Genomic DNA, 18,337 nt, shown 5'->3' on the forward strand with positions numbered 1-18,337 from the left:
GTTCGTTCAAATAGAAAGACGTTTAAAAAGGAAAGATGGAATCAAACGAATAATCAAACCCACGAGTCCCCAGCGGGCCGGAACATAGACACATTCTTTACCGGAGTCGGCCGCTTTGACGATGATGGTCGCCGCTTCTTTCACGGAGATAAGCCAGAAAAGACCTTTCATGCCCCGAGTCATAGCAGTGTCGATAAAGCCGGGTTTTACGGTGAGAACTTGAACGCCTAACATCGAAAGACGATTTCGAAGAGCTTCGAGATACGTGTTCATTCCCGCTTTGGAAGTATTATAAACTGGATTGCCTCTTCTTCCACGATCTCCTGCGATCGAAGAGATCCCAATGATCTTTCCGCTTTTTTGTTTTTGAAAAAGAACCGCTGCGGAATTGAGCCATGCCACACAACCCAGAAGATTTGTATTTAACATGGCGATGTCTTTTTCAAGATCGAACTCATCCGGTTTAATATCGTACATAATTCCGGAAGCATAATAAATCTCGTCGATACCTTTCATGGACTTGACCGCTTTTTGAAACGCGGAGTCGACCTGATCAAAGTTGGTGACGTCTTGTTTGATAACGAATGCGTTTGTTTTACCGGGCGAATTAAACGGAGCCGCGATTGCTTTCAATTCCTTATCACGACGGGCTACGAGAGTGACCGTATGTCCTTGCTCCAAGAGGAGAATTGCTAATTCTTTTCCGATACCGCTAGATGCACCGACGACGACGATTTTTTTTGCCATATTCATCCGTTCTATGGAAAGAAACGGAACTGACAAGTATGATTTAAAGGAAGAATTCTTCTAGAAAGAACTTATCCCAAAACTTTAGAGTTGCAGGAACTACTAGCTTAACTGTGAAAAGACGATTTACAAACCTAGAAACTCCCGAGGAGGCGTAATAATGAATCGCGTTTTATTATTGGCGATTTAAAAATCATAATTTCTCTTCGGGTTTTGAGATAAGTTTATGTATTTTCAGTAGTCTTTTCTCGTCTTGAAATAAGGTTTTGTGAAAATAGGAAGTTGGGTTTTGGGACATTTACCAGGGGAAATCGGCGTATTTTTTTTGGAATTCCCCGAAGCCGATCCAATCATTCGTATCAAGTTCGCGAATTTCCGAGGGAGTCCAATACTTTTTATAGTCCATATCCGGATGTCCCGGAAGAAAATAACCGAGGTGATAGTATTTCATTCCCAGTTCTTTTGCGTAAAGGATGGAATAAAGAATCGCAAAACTTCCCAGACTACGATCCGGATAATCCGGGTCATAGACCGAATATACTGCGGAAAGAGAATCGGATGCGGAGTCTAAGATCATAAAACCGAGAATTTTTTCATCTAAACTAAGAGTCATCTCTAAAGAATTTTCCGGATACCCGAAAAGATTCCAACGCATTCCTTCCAAAAGTTCCTGATCCGATTCTCCGATTACAAAACTTTGATAACGAGATCTTTGATAACGTAGGTAGAGAATTTCTTTCTCTGCGGTCAAACTGGGAGATCCGAAACGAACCACAAGATCCGAATTCTTTTTTAAAAGTCTCTTCCGATTTCGGCTGGGAACAAATTGATTCAAAGGAACTCGATAACTCAGACATTCGTGGCAATCGTTACAAGAAGTTCGATAGAGAACGTTTCCGGTTCTTCGAAAGCCGGAATCGAAAAAAAACTGCAAGTTATTCTTTTCAATCTTTCCTTGAAATGGAAGATATTGAATCTGGCTCAAACGATCCGGGTAGTAAGAACAACTCCTCTCGGGACTGATTGGAAGAGAATTCACAAAGTTTTGGAGTTCATGCCGGATCATTTAAGGAGATGATGACAAACCGTGTCGGACTCGTAAAGTTTTTTAGGGAAAACTCGACGAAAGAGACGGTTGTTTTCAGTATGGCTTTTAATACGAATTACGTACAAGATTCGGAATTTTCAGATGTATAACCTCTTTAGGAACTTCGAAGTAAAAAAACGCGGCCTTCGTGTCGCCTTATTTTTTACGATCGTCAGTCTGATTTGTTTTTTGATCGAAAACACAATCCTTCAATTTATTCTCCTAGGACTCGGATTGGTTTCTTTCGTGTTCACTTTGGTTCAACCGGAGGCTTTTTATTCTTTTACGAACTGCGTTTTGGAATTCGTTTTGGTCTTTTTAAGCGGAATCGTAAAAGTCGGCTTATTACTTGTCTATCTGATCGTCTGTAAGCCGATTCGGTTTGTGATCGGCCTTTTTTCCGGGGAAAAAAAATCTTGATCTCCATTTTTTGCGATGGAGCATCCAAGGGAAATCCGGGACCTTCTTCGATTGGAATCGTGGCATATAAAGGCGACAAGGAAGAATTCAGAATCTCCGAACGTATCGGAGAAACCACCAACAACGTGGCGGAATGGGCTTCTCTCAAAAAGGGTTTGGAGGAGTGTATTCGAAGGAAGTTCGATACCATCCATGTGTATATGGACTCGGAGCTTGTGGTCAGGCAGGTCAGCGGAAAGTATAAGGTAAAACATCCTAATCTTCTGGAATACAAAAAGGAAGTGGACAAACTTGTTTCTTCCTTACAGAATTTTCAAATTACCCATGTTCCTCGTGAAAAAAATTCGGTCGCAGATAAACTCGCAAACGAAGCCTTTCAAAAATAAGAGCCAATTATTTTCTCTTTCGTGTGGAATTCCGTTCTATGTCCTTTTGTTTTATACGATGTTGAATTGCGGCCGATCTTTGAAGGATAAGCTGATCGTTCTTCAAAAAGAAGAAAAGTTCGAAGAAATGCTTCTACTTTGTCTTTCTGAAAAGGAAACGCAAGATACAAAGGAACTCTGTCAACTCGCTATGGAAAAGACGGAGGAGGGAATCGATAGAATTCTATCCGAAAAAGCGGAACTCCCTTACAGTCAAATTACGGCGGATCCGGAATGGAAAAAGAAAATCGATATCATTCTTGAAAATAACCGAACTCTCAAAAATCGATATGGGAATCTCTGGAAAAAAATGATTCAAAATGACTAACGTGGATCTGGACGAGCTTATCAAAAAAATTCCCGAAAACTTTCGGGAAGATATAATCCGGATAACACAAACCATCCGTAAAGAAGGCGGAGAATGTTATCTGATCGGCGGATCTGTGCGCGATTTGTTGCTTTCAAAAAAACCGAATGAATTCGATTTGGCCACTTCTTTGTTGCCCGACAAAATTCTTACCTTATTCAAAAGAACGGTCCCCACGGGGATCAAACACGGTACGGTTACCGTTCTGATACAAGACCGTTCTTACGAGATTACTACCTTCCGAAAGGACGCGGACTATATAGACGGAAGAAGACCGGAAGCCGTTGAATTCGGAGTTTCGTTAAGTGAGGATTTAAAACGAAGAGATTTTACGATGAATGCTTTGGCGTTGGAGTTGGAAACGAAACGTCTGATCGACGAACACTCGGGACTCGAGGACATTCAAAATAGGATCATTCGAACGATCGGAGATCCGATCGAAAGATTTGTCGAAGACGGTCTTCGCCCAATCCGCGCGATTCGTTTTGTAAGTAGCCTCGGTTTCACTTTGGAGTCGGAAACCGCAAAGGCGATTGTTCAGTGTAGAAACGTAACCGCAAAGGTTTCCAAAGAAAGGGTTCACGACGAACTAAACAAAACACTCAAAAGCAAAAATCCTGCTCCTTCTTTGAGGTTATTCAAGGAGTTTCGAATCTTGGAATTATTTACGAATCTCAAATTGTATCCGACGGAAAATACGAACGTAGAAAAAAAAATCCAGGAAGTTCCCGTACTCCCTTCGAGTCTTAGGCTTTCTTTTTTACATGCTTGGCTGTTTGGAAGTTTTCAAGATAGAAATTCGGCAAAACAGTTTATGAAAGATCTCCGATATTCCAATCAAAACACGAAGGATTCCCTATTTTTCTCGGATATGCTTTCTATGATGCTGAACCGGAAAGATGACGCATCTTTGACCGATGCGGAGATTCGAAAGGTTGTTTTACATCCGATTTGTGTGTACGCAGGAAGAGAAAAACTAAAACTTTTGACAGAATATATTCTCAATCTTGCATATACTTACGAGCCCATTCTCAAGGATGTTTTCGATTTTCGGAGAATTCTGGATCTGACCGAACGGCCTCAAGCCCTTCTTGTGACTGAATTGGCGCTACGGGGAGGCGATATCCTCAAGGCTTGCCCGAATCTTCCTCCTAAAGAAATAGGATCCGTCCTTGAAAAACTTCTGTTTCATGTTCTGGAAAATCCGGACAAAAACCGAAAGGATTTCCTTTTTCCTCTTCTTTCCAAGTAACTATCCTTATTCCTGCATTCGAATCGGATGAGAGTTCTTTCGAAGTAGGTACATTTGAATTTGTAGTATTTAACGTGAGTTCGGTGGTTGAAAATGAGAAAGAATTTTCTAAAAGTAGGAGTTCCTACTTTTAGAATTTGTTCGTAAAATCGCGATTTGTTGTGGTTCCAACATATTAAGAATCAATTTACAAAGTTCAAATTCAGAAAAATGAATCACGCCGAACTCTCGTTTTTTAAGAATGCCACCTTCAATTCTTCTGGTGTAGGAACTTGAAATAAGAGGTCGCCAAAGTCTAAAAAATTTCGCATTGCGTTCTAAAGTCTCATAAAAATGAAAAATTCTACTAGAAATCGAATTTCTTTATGTATAAAAATTGGGCATATGATTTAAAAAATGGTCTCACGCGGGAGGAGTTTTTATTTTATGAGCATTATATATATTTTTAATAAGGAGGGAATGTCTATTTTTTGGTCAAATGGTCGATTTGGAGTATTGGCATATATTTTGCATGGTAGGAGCATAGGAGATTTAGAAGAATGATGAGAATAAAAACAATAAACCTTATTGCTTCTGTTCTCTGCTTTCTGGTTTTTTCTCAGGTCTTTGCTCAAGCCGGAAAAAAATCAGGAGCAGATGCTTCAGTCGTTCCGGCGCCTGCTTCCCAAACGATGGAACAGGAAGATAAGAAATGGTATGATCAAGTTGAATTTTCCGGGTTCGTTGATGTGTATTATATGTACAATCTCAATCCAAAACAAGGAGGAGACATTGATGCGACCCGTGCTTTCGAAACAAGCAACAAGAACTTTGCGGTCAACGCGGTAGCGCTTACGATCCAGAAGGCCGCTGAAAAAAGTTCTCCTTGGGGTTTTAGGATCGACCTCCAAAACGGTCAGAACAACGCATTTCAAGAAGCTCCTTATTCTCAAAGCAATAGCATTTACAATTACAACATGCTCAAACAGGCATACTTAAGTTTGTATTTCCCCGTTTTAAAAGGAATGACCTTGGACGCCGGTAAGATGGCCACTCATATTGGTTATGAGGTTCTTGAATCTATGAGTAATCCGAATTACTCGATAGGCGCGATCTTCCAGAATACGATTCCCTTTATTCATACCGGCGTTCGTTTGACCACTCAGTTTACGGAGAAATGGGCGGGAACCTTTTATCTCTACAACAGTGGCGGCGGTACCGGTTATAATTCTCCTGCAACTACGACCACCGCTCCGTTGAATGTGATTACGGATCCGACTTACAGCGGTAATGCGGCGGGGAAAAGCTACTTTGTGGAAGGTCAGACCGAAAGAAAAGCGATCGGAACTCAGGTCAAAGGTCAGTTGATTGAAGACAGACTTTCTGTTACTTGGAACACTCTCTATTCCAGCGACGGAGCTTATGCTCGTGTAGATCCTTCCAAAGCGGCTATGGCTACGGAACTGGCGAACGTTTCGGGAGATCCGAACATGGGAATGTACAATACCGCCAATCCTCGGAGAGCGAAATACAATAAAGACTATTGGTTCATGAACCACGCTATTCTTTCCATCACTCCTTCGGACAGAGTTACGATCGACTTGGATTACACTTGGAGTGAAAAATCCGGAGCGCTTGCAAACAACAGTTTGGATCAGAAACGTTATAATGTGGACGCAACAGGCGCGGAAGTTTTCAACAAAGACACTCTTTTTTCGGGGTTGAATAACAAGCGCGATTCTAAAACCACTTACAAAGCTTACGGTATCTTTGCGAAGTTTAAAATCAACGAAGCTTGGGGTGTGAACGTTCGCGTCGAATACATAGACGATAAACACAACAACGGTGCTTTAACTGTTCTCAACCCCTTTATGGGACCTAACACTTACGTCAGCGCATATAAAAAAGCCACGGATCTTGCGATCGCGGACGCGGTGGCGACGGCTTTTGCGGCGGACGCTAATTTAGGATCCTTAGGAATTACCAAAGAACAAATTCTTGAAGTGATGAGCGACGATTACAAAAACTACGCGGGAGTCAGAAACGCGGGACAATACAAAACCTTTACCGTTACCCCCGTTTGGAATTTTACCGAAAATCTACTGATCAAACTCGATCTCCGAAGAGATTGGGCGACCGGCAAACAATTTGTGGATCAAAAGGGCGACAAAACGGATCACCAATACGGCATAACCTTGGGAGCTGTCGCTAAGTTCTAAAACTGGAATTAGAGACTTCCGTATTCAGAGGCGCTTTTTCTAAAAAAGCGTCTTCTTCTTCTTTTAAAAAGAAAACGATTCAAATACGATTGTTCTTTAGGGAAGTTTGGATCTCATTGAAAGATACGAAACGGTTTCTTGAACGGTTCTAGAATATTCAAAATCCTTAATTCTTCTCTAGTTGATAAGTTCTTAGGGAAAAGTCCAGAATCTTCCTTTGATCTTTTACTTTGTAAAAACGATTCGGGTCCGGAAAACGAACCGCGATTTTTTCTTTAAATTGTTTCTCGGGAAGATTCGGGTCTTGAGGAGGTTCTGACTCATATTCTAAGATAGAATACGAGTCGACTTGATTCTTTTTTAAAGTCTGTTCCAATTGAATCGCATCTTTTTCCGTGTTTACCGTGAAATGGATGGAATTTAGATAAGAAAAACCGATTAAATAATTCGTAAATTGTCCCTTGTGAACGATGATTCTCTTGGATTGAAATTCATTTTGTATTTGCAAATAAGGTGCGATTGATCCGAATAAAATCTTAAAACCTTCTCTTGTGAATTTGTAGTTGTAATATAAACTCAAAGAGGTCAGCAAAATCAAAACCCTTCCGATATTTGGAAATTCGATACTTTTTCGGTACAAAAAGATAAGGATTCCCGCGGATAAAAAGATAAAACCGGATTCCAAATAACGGAGCCCGAAATGATGAACCCCGGCGGTATAAGGGCTGAAAAAGGAAATTGAGAAGAGAGTTCCAATTCCTACAAGGCCGAGAATCGACTCACCGGAAAGTTTTTTCTTGCGAATAAGATCGGAAAAAATACCGAAGATTAAAATCGCGTAAGGAGATGCTTTTAGGAATCCGGATTTGGTCGCATCGCCCAAAAGATATCCTTGAAGAATTACGATTTGTTTTCCGATAGAAAACTGACTCATCGCGTCCTGTGAACTGACAAGAAAACGAATTCCCATCGGATGACCGGAATAAAAGAAATTCAAGACGCCTATAAATCCGAAAGAAAGAACTCCGCCAAGAACCGAAAAGATCAAATATTCTTTAAGATTGTTTCTCGTTTTTTGGGAAAAAAAGGCGAGAAAACCGAATAAGAATACAGGAAATGCAGATTCGGTTCTTAGAAAGAATGCGGCTATCGCTAAAAACCCGGAAACAAATGAGAATATTCTAAAATTCGAATTTAGATTTTCGTTTTGAACCGTGATTTTGTCCGCAAAAAGGGAACGAATCAAAAAATATCCGAAAGACAATAAAAGAAAATTATTGAGAGGAACCTCCGAAAACTCGACCGAGGATAGAGCCGGAAAGCTGAGAGTGAAGGGAACTAAGGTGCCGATCAAAACGACCCAGGTTTTATCGATGAATAAGGAAAGAATTTTATCGAAAATCAAAAGACACCCGAGCAGACAGAGAAGAGGTAGCAATGTAATGATTTTTGCTCCGAAAAAATATGCCGGAATTCCGTTTAAAAGCGCAAATAGAGGAGGATACTGAAAGAGACATTTTCGATCCTCGTTTTCTTTCAAAAAAGCCCAGGGATAGTCGAAAGGAAAATACCTAAATTCGGGATCGTAAACCTTTCCAGGATAGAAACATTCCGATTTCGTGACCGCCTTGAGTCCTTTTTCGAAGAACATTATGGTTTGATAATACTTAATCTCGGAGTCGCTGGAAACGAACGGAACTTTATTGTCGAGTTTGAAACGATTAAAGATCAGGAATAATACAACGAGTAGGTAGATGAAATAGCGAGAATAGGAAGAAGAAATCAATCGATTGAACATTATTGTTTATTCCGTAAAAATGATATGGAACGGATCCGTTTTTTTTCCTTCTTCCAATTCTTTTCGGATATCTAAATTCGGATCCTTTTTTCTAAGAACATCGACTTTTTCTTTCCAACAAACGGAAGAATAAGGATTTTTTCGGACGCAGCGATCTAAAAAGGATTCCATCAAATCCGAATGACCCGGACTTTTACGAAGAATTAGGGACGCCAGAACTAAATTTTCTTCAGAACGGATCCAGATTTGATTGTTGGTGATTTCTTCGATCGGATGAGAAAACTTTTTACGGTTTCCGGAAACTTTTTTTTCTTTGTATATTAGAAAATTATCAAGTTCTATTTCGTCTTGAATGGAGACTATGATCAGATTTCTGAGTCTTTGTTCCCAGACCAACTGAAAAGAAAGATATCCTAAAAGAATCAGTGAGATTGCGTAAACGGCTTTAAACGAACTGTTCTGATGGAACGTTCCCATCGTAGAACTGGATCGAGTTCGAATCAAAGATAATGCGAGCACTACCGGGATGAAGAAATGTTGTTCCCCCAAATTGTAATCGAAGAACTCGTGAACAGCCACAAACACAAGAACTCCTGAAATGAATATCCCTATATCGGAGATCTTTTTACTTTTGCAAACTAACATTCGGTAGGAGAGAAGAGAAAGATAAAGGGTGATCCAAAGAAAAAAGAGGGAACCTAAAATTCCGAGACTCGTAAACGTTTCTACGTAGAGATTATGAGCTTGCGGGTAAGACCTGAAAGAATGCAGAAATTTATAAAAATCGTCATAGCCGATTTTTTCTGAATGTGTTCCGGGCAGATGAGCCAAAAGAGAATCCGCATCCAATCCAATTCCGAAGATCGGAGAATTTTGAAGCACCGATTGAAAGTGGAAGTTCCACAGGGAAAATCGAATGAGAAGGGTTTTTGGATCGAAATACTGAGAAACGGCTTCTTGGGGAAGGAAAAATACGCTTCCGACTGAGAATAGAACAATTAGACAAAATGCCGGAATGAAAATCCGAAAGAAAACTTTCTTTTTACTCCAACGAAAAAGAAAAATACAAAGGATTGCGAAACCAAAAGCCAATAAACTTGCGCGCGAATGATTGAAGTACGTAAGATAAATTGCAATAAGACCTCCCGGAATTAAAAACCAAGAATATCGGCCGTACTGGGACGCGGTGTAAAAGGCGACTAACGCGGAAAATGCGGATATCACCGCGATCGACGACACGGGGAAACCCGCATACGTAAGCAAAAGAGAAGGTTGTAAAAAATCAAAGGGCCAGATCGTGTGGACCGCGGAGAACAAGTTTATGGTATTCAAAAGAAGATTTGAGGAAAGGATCAAAAGAAGTCCTTTTTTAATAAACAGATTTGGATAAGAAGAAACCAAAAAGAAAATCAGAATTCCGGAAAACAAAAGACAAAGTTGCAAGAGGGCCGCTTGGGATTTATAGGAAAGTAAGGACGAAATCAGTAGCACAAAGAAGGAAATGGAAACGATGACATACAATTTACGAAGCCGAATTTTTTTCGGAGTAAGATAAAATAAGGAAGCGGCTACAAAAAGTAAAAGCGGAACCGATTTGATGCTTGAAAAAAGAGGAGGGGAGCATGCAAACGCAACGGTGTGAACAAATAGGAAGATCGGATGGACGTTTTTAAGGAATAAATAAATTACAAGGCACAAAGCCGCTACATAGAGAAGTTTTAAATTTAACTTTTGGGAAAAGTAGACGACCGGAGCCCGGTTGATTCCGTTGACCGTAGAAAGTCCAATTAATAATAGACAGGCCAAAAGGAAAAGAGGATGAACTCTGAGTTTCTTTTTCCGAAACGAAATTCCTAATGAGACAAACCAAACAAAAAAACTAAATACCACCGAATCTCTGGAAAGAGAGGGATTCGAAGGATCGAAAAAAAACAACAAAGCGAGAGAAAAAGTAAGTACTACAAGTGGAATCGTTTTTAAGTTGAGAAGCAGACTCATTTATTTTTTTATTTGGTTTTGTAAATGATAAATAAATGCAGGGTGTCTTCGCTACCCAATTTTAGCAATCAAGATTCTTCCGACAAAAAGAGGGACTGTTATGAAAAAAAATTATAAATTTTTTAGATACCATTCCCGTCTATTTTTATCTTCTCCGTTTCGAAAGTAATAAGAATCGAATTCGGAAAGTTTTTTCTTTCGAAGAATCGGATCCAGTTTTTTATATTTGTGTTTGTAAGCGTCCAAATAAGATTCGAAATCCACCGCTCGAAACGAAGGAATTTTAAGAAGTTCTTTCATTACGGAAGGTGAATACGTTAGAATCCTCCAAGGTACGGAAAAATCTCCCGTGAGAAATTCGTCGTACTCCGTTTTGGTCGGAAGCCCGTTCGAATAGAGAAGAAGATGCACGTTTCTATCCCGAAGATACTCTAACGGAGCGGGTTTTCCATGGCCGACTCTTTCTCGATTTTTAAATTCCATCCTTGCGATTACCGGATCGGTGAGACCCGCTTCTGTTTCGATTGCCAAAATCGGATTTAAGTAGTAAATCAAAATACATTCCGAACCAGTAAAGGCGACTCGAACTTTGGAATTCTCAAAATGTTTTTTCCAGGGAAGAATCCGATTTCGGATTTGTTCCACTGATTCCCTTTTGTAGATCTGATTTTCGTCCGCGATTCCGGACACGACCGGTAGTGGAAGTCCTTTGTAAATATCCCAGCGCAATAGAATCAAAATCGGAATCGAATAAAACACCACGTTCAGGATTTTTTTCCTTTTAGAAAGAGATTCTCGGAATGAAAGAATTTCTTGTTCCGTCCAAACGAAAACGATAGGAAGAATCGGAAGATAAAATCGGGAGAACATAAAATCCCCTCCGATCCAGGTATAGTAACCCGAATAAAGAATCGGAAACAAAACGAGTAAAATCCAGCGAAAATCTTTTTTTTCCTGAGTGAGAGAGAAATGTTTTTGGATCGTTTGAAAGAAAGAAAAGAAAACAAATCCGACGATCGGGATCATTCCGTAATACATCGTTAAGAAGGAACGGAGATAGACGAGACCTTGTAGAAGATTGACACTTCCTCCCGACTTCGCGTAAAAAGTATTAGGAAGTATATTTCCATAATATTCCAATTTCCAAATATAAAAAAAGACGGGGGATAAATAGATGATACAAAAAATTCCAAAAGAAGGTTTTAGAAGTATCGAACGTGCGTTATTTGATTTTACTTCTTGGGAGAATTTTAGGATTAGATAAATTCCGACGAGGATGTGAAATAAAAGTCCATCCGGTCGGTTAAGACAGCTCAATGAGGAAAGAACGATTCCGGGTAGTATACTGTAAAAGGTGGCGGTTCTGGAATTTGTTAGATAATAAGAAGCGGCTAAGAATAGAAATCCGTGCAATGACGTTTCCAATCCTCCGGTGGCAAAAACCCGATTGTGGTGGAGTAAGACGAAGCAGGAAAGTGCAAATGGAAATTCCGTTCTTGAGAACTCCTTTCGAAAGAGAATCAGATAGATGCAAGTTCCAAGAAAAGAGAGAATTCCAAAAAAGTAACTCGCGTTTACGGGATCGATATGATCGGAAAGATGGAATGGAACGAATAGAATCGTCCAAAAAAAATTCGTATAACCCTCCACGAATTCCCCTTCGTTAAAGACTAATCCTTTTCCGTCGGCAAAATTCTTTGCATACCGTAAACTAATAAACGCGTCATCCGAAATCCAACGCATCCGATAAGCGGAAATAATGCCGAATAAAATCAACAGAATCGTAAAGATGAAATAAAAGATACGTTTCAAAATTGAATTCCTTTTCCCATAAGTAATGTTGGAAAGATACGTTGTTTTTTTACGGTTAGTGGAATTTCCTTGTATGAGATTGGGTTCGTTTACAAACTTGTAACTGAATGATTCAATCTACCGAAGTATTTCCAAAAACGAAATCGGAATGGGATGTCTGGTTCCAATCCGGGGAGATCATTCCCTTCTTTCAACCGATTCTGTCGGTGGAAAGAGATTCTATTTTCGGTTATGAAACTCTGGGAAGGTTTCGGGATCAATCCGGAAAAATTCATTCTTTAGGACCTTTCTTTTTAAATGCAATGTCTGGAGTGGAGGATCTTCAGGAAAGAAGAGAAATCTACTTTCTCAAAAGAGATATCGATCGGGCTATTCGTAAAAAAGCTCTTCTCCATCTTTTGAAAAATCAGAATCGATTTCCGGAAGAGAAGTTATTCGTAAACATTTCTCCCGCGTACATGAGAGATCATATCGAAGAGGAGGAAATGGATTCTTACACGATCCGACTTGTAAAAGAGCTGGGTATAGATCCTTCTAAGATCGTTATTGAAATCGTGGAGGAACATTTCGACGGAAGTATTGAAAGTTTAAGGCCCCTTATTTCCCGCTACAAGGAAGAGGGTTTTTTGGTAGCGATCGACGATTTGGGTTCTCGTTCGTCCAATTTGGATCGAATCGGAATTTTTCATCCCGATATCTTGAAGGTGGATCTGCAGATGCTCAGGCATTCGGTTACGTCGCGAAACTTTCAGGAAATCCTTTTTACGATTTCGAGACTTTCCGAATCTCTCGGTTGTTCTCTTTTGTTTGAAGGAATCGAAAATGAAACAGAACTTTTTCAATCCCTAACTTATAGCGCGCGTTTTTTGCAGGGATTTTATTTTGCCGAAGCGCTTCCGAACATGGTCGGCCAGGAAGGATTAAAACTAAGGCTTTCCGCAGTACATGAACATTTTTTAAATCATAAACAAAATCAGTTGGTGAGACGGATTCAATTGGAAAAGGAATTGGAGGAAAAGTTGGATCTTTCCGAAATTCTTGTGAATGAGGAAGAAGAACTTTGTTCGATTCAAATCGGCAATCCGGGGCTCCTCAGTGATTTTATGTTTCGAATTTACGTTACGAATCTTATCGGAAGTCAGGTTTCCCCGAACTACATGAAGATCGAAGACCTTTCCGTGGATGTGGATCATTCTTTTGTGGGAAGAAATTGGAGTTGGAGACCGTATTTTCTGGAACAGCTTTATAAGTCGATGAAAAATACTCAGGCGAAATGGATCATCAGCAATCCGTATTACGATCTCAATTACGAAACTCTTTTGGTGACCTATAGTAAAAAAATTTCGGACAAAAACGTATTATTCGTAGATATTCAGTTTATTGAATATTAGAAATTTGGAGTTCTTTTGAGGTCTAATTAACGTGAGTTCGGCGGTTGAGAGTTTGGGCGAATAAGAAATTAAAGTGTTGCTGTCTAAACTCAGTGAAACGGCTTTCTAGGGGCGCCGTTTCAGGTTGCAACATAATGCTCCAATTCCTTCGGAATTTAACTCAATGTTTCTCCCTACGGGTCGAAACATATAATCGCTTTCGCATTTTGTTATACCGAACTCGCGTTAATTATAAGGTCAGGGGTGAATTTGGCCGCTTTCTGCAAGAAGTCGATTGACGTTGTCTATATATTTTTTTCTTTCCCCAGGTCTTGAGGAATTTCCTTCGATCGAAAGGCCTACGTAAAGATTTCCCTCCACATCCTTTGTAATAGAACGAATGAGTCCGAAAGCGGTGAGAGGAGCCTGCATTTTAAAAAAGATATCGAACGTAAAACCTGCCCTTTTTGTAAGATCTTGATTTAAGTCCGGGTGATTGATTTTAACTTTAAGACCTCCCGAGGAAATATTCACGATTGGAAATCTTTCTTTGACTAGGATTGTATTGGATTCCCGGATTCGATCAACCATTTCGAAAGTGAGGGTTTTAATTTCCATCACTTCCAGAATGTCGATTTCCCTATTTCGGTTTTGGGCGTGAACGAATCCGATCGGGATCGCCTGTTCCTCGTGGCTCAAATAAATAACGGGAACGATCAGTTCGGATTTGATTTTTTGATTTGCGTATTCTATGATTTTTTTGCGAATGTCTTCCGCGTCTCCCAGTTCGGAAGCGTAGTCAATAAAACCTTCCTGATCATAGGCCGCATAACTTTCTTCCTTTTGGGTGTTCGGGATAAAAAGAATTTTACGCGTTTTTTTAACGAGATCTAACTTGTCCCCGATCGTTCCGAACACGTCGATTTTTAGAAAATCGTACTTTGATTTTAATTTCGTTTCATAGTCCGCAAAGTTTACCTTTACGGAGGTGGGAATGTTAAAAAGATTCGCGTCGATCGTAGTTCTGCTCGTACGGATATTTGTAATCCAAACAGCCCCTTCGGGAGGCGAGATTCGGCTGAGACTTCTTTCTTTACTTGCGATCGAGATATCCGAAACGGAAAGAATCAATTGGTTGTTCGGTCTTTCGTCTACAACTTCGCAATTGAGTTCCACGTATTTTGCAAGGAGCTTTGTAAGGGTGACATGACTGTTTAACGGAAAGGCATTTGGTATTTCCGTTTGGATCAGTATTTTTGTGGCGTCTTTAGAAACTTGTAAGATTTTAATGATCTGAATTGTGGAACCAGGAACACGCGCGATGATATCTGTTTGTACGAGAAATTTTGAGATAATGTGAAACTTTTTAGTGGGGTCGGAGATGGTTTCCTTCTCCCTTTTTTTTCTCTGAATCGTTTCCATAGTTTTTCAAAGCAAACGAGGGGAAATTCTCTTGATCTTACTTCTCAGTTTACCTTTTATGTACTAGGTAAGGAATCAGAATGTCAAACCAAACTTACCGCGACTCCGAATATTTAGATGGATTGTCCGGAGATGAATTATTTAGTCTTCAGATCGGTCTAACGTACAGAGATTTTCTCGTCCTCCCTGGATTTATCGACTTTCATCCGTCCGAAGTTGAGCTTGAAACCAGACTAACTCGAAATATAAGACTAAAGAGACCTTTTATAAGTTCTCCGATGGACACTGTAACGGAATCCCAAATGGCGATTGCGCAGGCTCTCATGGGAGGAATCGGAATTATTCATTACAACAACACGATCGAAGAGCAAGTCGCTCTTGTGGAAAAGGTAAAACGTTTTGAAAATGGATTCATTACGGATCCCGTGGTTTTGGGACCGAAGAACATTATCCGAGATTTGGATTGGATTAAAGAACACAAAGGATTTACGGGAATTCCGGTAACCGAAGATGGCACAAGAAATTCCAAACTGATCGGAATCGTAACAAATAGGGACATTGATTTTGAGAGGAATCGAGAAATCACTCTCGACCAAGTGATGACTAAGAATGTGATCACTGGTAAAGAGGGAATCACTTTGCAGGATGCAAACGACATCATAAAGAAATCTAAGATCGGAAAACTTCCGATTGTGGATTCCGGTGGAAAATTGGTGTCTCTTGTGAGCCGTTCTGACTTAAAGAAGAATAAGGAATTTCCGGATGCTTCAAAAGACGAAAGAAAAAGGCTTCGTTGTGGGGCGGCGGTTTCCACTCTTCTGGAATCCAGGGATAGGGTGGCGGCGCTTTATGAAGCGGGAGTCGATGTAATCATCATCGATTCCGCACAAGGAAACTCGAATTATCAAATTGAAATGATTCAGTTCATCAAGAAGGAATTTAAGAATTTGGACATAATTGCGGGGAATGTGGTGACTCGCGCACAAGCGGAGAATTTGATCCGAGCCGGTGCCGATGGGCTTCGAATTGGAATGGGCCCGGGATCCATTTGTATCACACAGGATACGATGGCGGTTGGACGGGCTCAGGCGACTGCTGTCTATCAAACTGCAAAGCATGCCGCAAAATACGATGTTCCAGTCATTGCGGACGGGGGAATTTCCAATATTGGTGATATCGCAAATTCTCTCGCAATTGGCGCTTCTACCTGTATGATGGGATTTATGTTTGCCGGGACCACGGAAGCTCCCGGAGAGTATTTTTATGAGAATGGAATTCGTCTCAAAAAATATAGGGGTATGGCGTCGATCGAAGCGATGAAAGCAGGCGGTGATAAACGTTACTTTAACGAAGGTCAAAAGGTGAAGGTCGCCCAAGGTGTCAGCGGGTCGGTCGTAGATAGAGGATCGATTTTGAACTTCATTCCGTACTTATCCCAAGGTCTTAGATTGTCCTTTCAAGACATGGGTTATAAATCGATACCTGAAATTCATAAAGCTCTTCGGGAGGGAAAGCTTCGTTTTGAAAGAAGATCTGAATCCGCACAGGCTCAAGGTTCTGTTCATGGTCTCTATTCTTTCAGTGCGCCGACGATGAGGGCGGAATAAATTGGATCGGATTCTTGCGTTTACGGTAGGTTTTTTTGCTCTCACCATACTAAGTAAAGAAACAAATTCGCAAGGATCCAATGTGAGAGTCGCCCAAGAGTTAGTGGCCAGACTCGATCAGGCTCTCGTAAAATCCAACCAAGGTTTGATCAAAGGAAATCTAATTCTCATTCGACGCAGTGGAGAAACCTGGAGTTGGGACGTAAACATGTTCAGGAAAGAAGAGGACACACTCTATTTATTTGAAAGTAGGGGAAGGGGACTTGAATACAAGATCTTGATTAAGGATGAGGGAGAACAGATCTATGCGTTCAACGTGCTTTCCAAAAAGATATTTCGGAAAGTAGACGAGGAAAAATACGAATCCCACTTAGCGACCGGATTCAGTTTTATCGATCTATCCGGCGCTTCCTATCAGGCCAATTATAATCCGATCGTTCAGAGCGATCTCAAAATTGCCGATCAAACTTTCAAAAGGATTACGCTCAAGCCGATCATACCGTATTTTTATTCCAAGTTGATTCTACTTTTGAATTTAGATTCTTTAAGACCCACACGATTGGATTTTCACGATCGAGACGGAGTATTGTTCAAAACGATGAACATAAAATACGGACTCATAAAAGTGAAACAAAATCAGAAGACTACAAAGGAAGAATACGCAAGCCGACTCGAGATGTTGGACTTAAATACTGGGTCTATCAGTGTATTAGAATATACGGAAATAGATAAGGAAGTAAGACCGGATTCTTCCTTGTTCGAACTTGCAAACTTGAATCGATAAGGACTTATTTTGGAAGAAGCGATTCTTTTCAGAAGAGGTTTCCGCTGCGAATCGCAGTTTTCCTTGAACAAAGAGGAGATTTCCCATTTAAAGGCGCTTCGGATTTTTTCCGAAGATAAAAATCTTAGAGTGTTCAACGGAGTTGGATCGGAATGGATTTACGAAGTAAAGGGAAATTCACAACAAGGGGTTCTTAAAAAAACCGAGGTTCACGTAAAACCGGAATCCATTTCCGCGGTTGCAACTGCGATTCCTAAAGGGAACCGCTTGGAATGGCTTTTACAAAAAGGAACCGAACTGGGCTTAAGTCATTTTTACTTTTTAAACTTCGAACAATCGGATCGGAAGGATTTTAATTTGAGTCGAGCTCAAAAGATTGTGGAAGAAGCGGCGATTCAATCGAAAAGAATTTTTCTTCCCGAAGTATCCGCCCCGGTTTCCTTAAAAGAATTTTTAAATTCGCAAGAAAACCGAAATCTTTCCATTTATCAATTCGATCCGAAGGGAGAATCGGAACCGAAGCCGGAATTTTTTCAAAATTCGATTTGGATTGTGGGGCCGGAAGGCGGATTTCGTGAAAAGGAAATGTATTTATTACGAGAAAAGAATATACTCGGAGTTAAAGCGGGAAACACGATTTTAAAAATCGAGACCGCGGGAATTTTTGCGGCCTCGTTGTTTCGCTATTTTAACGATTGAGGTTGCTCAATTGAAGATACAAACCGAGAACGTTGCAGTTTGTTGTACAAGCGCTCGTGCAGGAAGTCAACGCTTGTAAATTTGCATTTGTTACGTTTGTCCCATAAGTCTCTCCGCAAGCCGCATTGCAGGAATCAATTGTTCCACCAGGACCACAGTATAGAATATAGTTAAAAAGCGCTTTTTCCTTTGTTTCGTCTTTTCTTGAACTACAATCCGTCATCAAGACGAAAACAAAGAATAAAAAAAGTAAAATCGAAGACAATTTCCTCATAAAATGTATGGTCGCTCGTTTTGGAATTTCGCGTAAATCAAAAAAGATTGGACGTTAAAAGATTCTTAAGCCAAACT

16 protein-coding genes are annotated in these 18,337 nt (G+C 40.3%); 9 read left to right on the forward strand and 7 right to left on the reverse strand.

The window, feature by feature from the left end; all coding sequences use genetic code 11:
• Positions 1 to 6: 6 nt before the first annotated feature.
• Together LEP1GSC062_RS06805 and LEP1GSC062_RS06810 are read right to left on the reverse strand one after the other, a co-directional pair.
• On the reverse strand, positions 7 to 747 hold the full coding sequence (locus LEP1GSC062_RS06805) for an SDR family NAD(P)-dependent oxidoreductase (protein ID WP_039941429.1): 741 nt from the start codon (positions 745 to 747) through the stop codon (positions 7 to 9).
• Positions 748 to 1,045: 298 nt separating this feature from the next.
• Positions 1,046 to 1,813 (reverse strand): arginyltransferase, encoded by a 768-nt coding sequence (locus LEP1GSC062_RS06810; protein ID WP_039941403.1) that lies wholly within the window; start codon positions 1,811 to 1,813, stop codon positions 1,046 to 1,048.
• A 123-nt stretch (positions 1,814 to 1,936) separates the two neighbouring features.
• On the opposite strand from LEP1GSC062_RS06810, the gene LEP1GSC062_RS06815 reads away from it, so the two are divergent.
• From LEP1GSC062_RS06815 to LEP1GSC062_RS06835, 5 genes are all read left to right on the forward strand, one after another.
• The gene (locus LEP1GSC062_RS06815) at positions 1,937 to 2,254 is read left to right on the forward strand and encodes a hypothetical protein (protein WP_020983753.1); all 318 of its coding nucleotides are present in this window, start codon (positions 1,937 to 1,939) and stop codon (positions 2,252 to 2,254) included.
• A complete protein-coding gene (locus tag LEP1GSC062_RS06820) occupies positions 2,251 to 2,640 on the forward strand; it encodes a ribonuclease HI family protein (RefSeq protein ID WP_020983760.1) in 390 nt (129 codons plus the stop codon). Before LEP1GSC062_RS06815 ends, LEP1GSC062_RS06820 begins: the two co-directional genes overlap by 4 nt.
• Positions 2,641 to 2,698: 58 nt before the next feature.
• Positions 2,699 to 3,007, forward strand: a complete 309-nt coding sequence (locus LEP1GSC062_RS06825) for a hypothetical protein (protein WP_020983810.1) — start codon at positions 2,699 to 2,701, stop codon at positions 3,005 to 3,007.
• Positions 3,000 to 4,298, forward strand: coding sequence for a CCA tRNA nucleotidyltransferase (locus tag LEP1GSC062_RS06830; protein WP_020983758.1), 1,299 nt, complete (start codon positions 3,000 to 3,002; stop codon positions 4,296 to 4,298). Before LEP1GSC062_RS06825 ends, LEP1GSC062_RS06830 begins: the two co-directional genes overlap by 8 nt.
• 539 nt (positions 4,299 to 4,837) lie before the next feature.
• The gene (locus tag LEP1GSC062_RS06835; RefSeq protein WP_020983781.1) at positions 4,838 to 6,496 is read left to right on the forward strand and encodes an outer membrane beta-barrel protein; all 1,659 of its coding nucleotides are present in this window, start codon (positions 4,838 to 4,840) and stop codon (positions 6,494 to 6,496) included.
• A 166-nt stretch (positions 6,497 to 6,662) separates the two neighbouring features.
• On the opposite strand, the gene LEP1GSC062_RS06840 is transcribed toward LEP1GSC062_RS06835, so the two are convergent.
• The 3 genes from LEP1GSC062_RS06840 to LEP1GSC062_RS06850 all read right to left on the reverse strand — a co-directional run bounded on the left by LEP1GSC062_RS06840 (position 6,663) and on the right by LEP1GSC062_RS06850 (position 12,104).
• Positions 6,663 to 8,294, reverse strand: coding sequence for an LA_3751/LA_3752 family putative glycosyltransferase (locus tag LEP1GSC062_RS06840; RefSeq protein WP_010578017.1), 1,632 nt, complete (start codon positions 8,292 to 8,294; stop codon positions 6,663 to 6,665).
• A 6-nt stretch (positions 8,295 to 8,300) separates the two neighbouring features.
• Positions 8,301 to 10,292, reverse strand: coding sequence for an O-antigen ligase family protein (locus tag LEP1GSC062_RS06845; protein WP_020983772.1), 1,992 nt, complete (start codon positions 10,290 to 10,292; stop codon positions 8,301 to 8,303).
• A gap of 111 nt (positions 10,293 to 10,403) precedes the next feature.
• Positions 10,404 to 12,104, reverse strand: a complete 1,701-nt coding sequence (locus LEP1GSC062_RS06850) for a hypothetical protein (RefSeq protein ID WP_020983767.1) — start codon at positions 12,102 to 12,104, stop codon at positions 10,404 to 10,406.
• Positions 12,105 to 12,211: 107 nt separating this feature from the next.
• Here LEP1GSC062_RS06850 and LEP1GSC062_RS06855 point away from each other — a divergent pair, with 107 nt between their 5' ends.
• Positions 12,212 to 13,495, forward strand: a complete 1,284-nt coding sequence (locus LEP1GSC062_RS06855) for an EAL domain-containing protein (RefSeq protein ID WP_020983782.1) — start codon at positions 12,212 to 12,214, stop codon at positions 13,493 to 13,495.
• Between the two features lie 237 nt (positions 13,496 to 13,732).
• Here the strand turns inward: LEP1GSC062_RS06855 and LEP1GSC062_RS06860 are convergent, their stop codons facing one another.
• Positions 13,733 to 14,896, reverse strand: a complete 1,164-nt coding sequence (locus LEP1GSC062_RS06860; RefSeq protein WP_010578019.1) for a DUF1577 domain-containing protein — start codon at positions 14,894 to 14,896, stop codon at positions 13,733 to 13,735.
• Positions 14,897 to 14,976: 80 nt separating this feature from the next.
• Here LEP1GSC062_RS06860 and guaB point away from each other — a divergent pair, with 80 nt between their 5' ends.
• The 3 genes from guaB to LEP1GSC062_RS06875 are packed head-to-tail and all read left to right on the forward strand — an operon-like array spanning position 14,977 to position 17,986.
• Entirely contained in the window at positions 14,977 to 16,503 is a 1,527-nt protein-coding gene (guaB, locus tag LEP1GSC062_RS06865) for an IMP dehydrogenase (RefSeq protein ID WP_010578020.1), read from the forward strand.
• Between the two features lies 1 nt (position 16,504).
• Positions 16,505 to 17,287, forward strand: coding sequence for an outer membrane lipoprotein-sorting protein (locus LEP1GSC062_RS06870; protein ID WP_010578021.1), 783 nt, complete (start codon positions 16,505 to 16,507; stop codon positions 17,285 to 17,287).
• Positions 17,288 to 17,296: 9 nt separating this feature from the next.
• Positions 17,297 to 17,986 (forward strand): 16S rRNA (uracil(1498)-N(3))-methyltransferase, encoded by a 690-nt coding sequence (locus LEP1GSC062_RS06875; protein ID WP_010578022.1) that lies wholly within the window; start codon positions 17,297 to 17,299, stop codon positions 17,984 to 17,986.
• On the opposite strand, the gene LEP1GSC062_RS06880 is transcribed toward LEP1GSC062_RS06875, so the two are convergent.
• Positions 17,976 to 18,260: a hypothetical protein gene (locus LEP1GSC062_RS06880; protein WP_010578023.1), complete on the reverse strand. Its 285-nt coding sequence runs from the start codon at positions 18,258 to 18,260 to the stop codon at positions 17,976 to 17,978. The genes LEP1GSC062_RS06875 and LEP1GSC062_RS06880 overlap by 11 nt on opposite strands.
• Positions 18,261 to 18,337: the final 77 nt, after the last annotated feature.

The sequence above is a fragment of the Leptospira alexanderi serovar Manhao 3 str. L 60 genome, from assembly GCF_000243815.2.
Lineage (GTDB): Bacteria > Spirochaetota > Leptospiria > Leptospirales > Leptospiraceae > Leptospira > Leptospira alexanderi.